The 2,822-nt window shown below is 67.6% G+C and carries 2 protein-coding genes; one reads left to right on the top strand and one right to left on the bottom strand.

The genetic code is table 11. The features are described from left to right. Positions 1-883 (bottom strand): biotin/lipoyl-containing protein (locus VFA16_RS21570; protein ID WP_324969792.1); only part of this gene is annotated, 883 nt, incomplete at its 3' end. Between the two features lie 246 nt (positions 884-1,129). Here VFA16_RS21570 and VFA16_RS21565 point away from each other — a divergent pair. Beyond that, positions 1,130-2,822: SDR family oxidoreductase (locus VFA16_RS21565; RefSeq protein WP_324969791.1), on the top strand; the 1,693-nt coding region annotated here is incomplete at its 3' end.

Genomic DNA, 2,822 nt, shown 5'->3' with positions numbered 1-2,822 from the left:
GTTTTCGCACCAGGGGAGTGACGTACGGCGTTCCGCCCGTGGCAGGTGACGGTGCGGGCCGCGCTTCGGCCTGGACTGTGGGCTGTGGCTCAGGCTTGGCCGCGGGCTCAGGCTGCCGGATGGGCGTCGGCTCGGGTACGGGTTTTGCCGCCGGCTCGGGTCGGGGTTCCGGTGTCGGTTGCGGCGTCGGTTCCGGTGCCGGTTCGGGCTTCGGTGCCGGTGGGGCTTGTGGCTCGGCTGCCGGCGCGGCGGCACCGGCGCCAATCTTGGCCAGCTCGCCGCCGACCGACACTGTGGTGTCTTCCTCAGCCGTGATACTGACCAGCGTCCCCGCCACCGGCGACGGAATTTCGGTGTCGACCTTGTCGGTGGAGACCTCGACCAGCGGTTCGTCGACCTCCACCGTGTCGCCGACCTTCTTCAGCCACCGGGTCACCGTGCCTTCGGTCACCGACTCGCCGAGCTCGGGCATCAACACCGGCGTGGCAGCGCCATCGGCGGCGGCTTGGCCGTCTCCGCCGGCGGGGGCCGCGGCAGCCGGCTCTGCTTCGGGTTCTGCTTCCGGCTGGGGTGCCGGCTCGGCTGCTGGTTCCTGCTCGGCTTGCGGCGGCGCCTGGGCTGCGGGCTGGCCACCGTCGCCTTCGGCGCTGTCGCCGATGATGGCCAGCTCTCCGCCGACCTCGACCGTGTCGTCTTCCTGGGCGATGATCTTGGTGAGCACACCGGCGGCCGGAGACGGGATCTCAGTGTCGACCTTGTCCGTGGACACCTCCAGAAGAGGCTCGTCGAGTTCTACGGTGTCGCCTTCCTGCTTGAGCCAGCGGGTGACCGTCCCCTCGGTGACGCTCTCACCGAGTGCCGGCATCTGGACTGAGAAGGCCATCTCTGTTGACTCCTCGATCGATCGGGCGGTCGGCGTGGCTCGACCTCTGGCTTACCACACCGTCGTTTACCGGGGCGGCACCCAACTGATTCGAAACCATCCTGTCACTGCGATGCTGCCTGCAGACAACCAGGGCACAACGGCTGGTTCCGCGGCTTGACATCGCTGCGGGCCGCGGACCAAGGTGCTTGCTACTAACGGTATGGCCTACTGGCAGTCACGGTTAGCGGATGGGCGGGAGGTCCAATGCCCCCAATACAACAAGCCGCGCAACGCTTCGTCGACAGCGCCGACGGTGTTCGCATCGCCGTCTACGAAGAGGGCAACCCCGCTGGCCCCACCGTGGTGCTGGTCCACGGTTGGCCCGACTCCCACGTGCTGTGGGACGGGGTCGTTCCACAGCTCGCGGAGCGGTTCCGGGTAATCCGTTACGACAACCGCGGCGTCGGCGCATCGTCGGTGCCCAAGGCGGTTTCGGCGTACACGATGGCACGCTTCGCCGACGATTTCGCCGCCGTCGTCGACGCATGCAGCCCGGACCAGCCGGTGCATGCAGTGGCCCACGACTGGGGATCGGTTGGCGTGTGGGAGTACCTGGGCCGCCCGAGGGCGCGCGATCGGGTTGCCTCATTCACCTCGATTTCCGGCCCCAGCCAGCACCATCTCGTCGACTACATTTTCGGCGGTCTGCGGCGTCCCTACCGCCCACGAACCTTCGTGCGTGCGCTCAGCCAGGCGCTGCGGTTGAGCTACATGGCTTTCTTCTCGATACCGGTGCTCGCCCCCCTGATTATCCGGGTTATGTTGTCCAGCAAGGTAATTCAGCGCGCTCTAGTCAGGGGCATTCCGCGGGAGCAGATCCACCACTCGCAGAGCATCGCCAGGGACGCTGCCAACTCGGTGAAGACCTATCGCGCCAACTACTTTCGGTCCTTCTCCAGGCCGCGGCGCGATCACTACGTCGAGGTCCCCGTACAGCTGATCGTCAACACCGAAGACCCATACGTGCGCCCCTACGGCTACGACGCCACTGCTCGTTGGGTGCCGCGGTTATGGCGTCGCGACATCAAGGCCGGCCACTGGTCGCCGATGTCGCACCCCCAGGTGGTGGCAGCATCGGTGCACGAGTTCGCCGACCTGAGTGACGGCAAAGCGCCGAGCCGCGCGCTGCGGCGCGCCGAGGTCGACCGAACCCGAAAGCGCTTCGGCGACATGCTGGTCGCGGTGACCGGCGCCGGTAGCGGCATCGGGCGCGCGACCGCGCTGGCGTTCGCGCATGAGGGGGCCGAGTTGCTGGTCAGCGATATCGACGAAGCCGCGGCCAAAGACACCGCCGGGCAGATAGCCACAGCCGGCGGCGTCGCACACCCCTACCTGCTTGACGTGGCCGACGCTGAGGCCGTCGAGGCATTCGCCGAGCAAGTCTGCGCCGAGCACGGCGTGCCCGACATCGTCGTCAACAACGCCGGCATCGGGCAGGCCGGCGAATTCCTGGACACACCGCCAGAGCGGTTCGACCGGGTGCTCGAGGTCAACTTCGGCGGGGTGGTCAACGGTTGCCGCGCGTTCGGGCGGCGGCTGGTCGAGCGCGGCATCGGCGGGCACATCGTCAACGTGTGCTCGATGGCCGCCTTCGCCCCGTCGCGGTCGTTAAGCGCCTACTGCACGTCCAAGGCTGCGGTGTACATGTTCTCCGATTGCCTGCGGGCAGAGCTCGACGCGGCGGGTGTGGGCCTGACCACCATCTGCCCGGGCCTCATCGACACCAACATCGTGCACACCGCCCGGATGGACGCGCCGCCGCGGGCGGTTGAGCAGGTTGAAGGTCGCCGGGAACAGCTGGAGAGACTGTTTTCCGTGCGGCATTACGGCCCGGACAAGGTGGCCAACGCGATCATGTCCGCCGTCACCAAGCAGAAAGCGATTCGGCCAGTCGCGC

This window comes from Mycobacterium sp. (assembly GCF_035653355.1).
Classification (GTDB): Bacteria; Actinomycetota; Actinomycetes; order Mycobacteriales; family Mycobacteriaceae; genus Mycobacterium.
The sequence above is the reverse complement of the archived record's forward strand: the minus strand, read 5'-3'. Positions and strand labels throughout refer to the sequence as shown.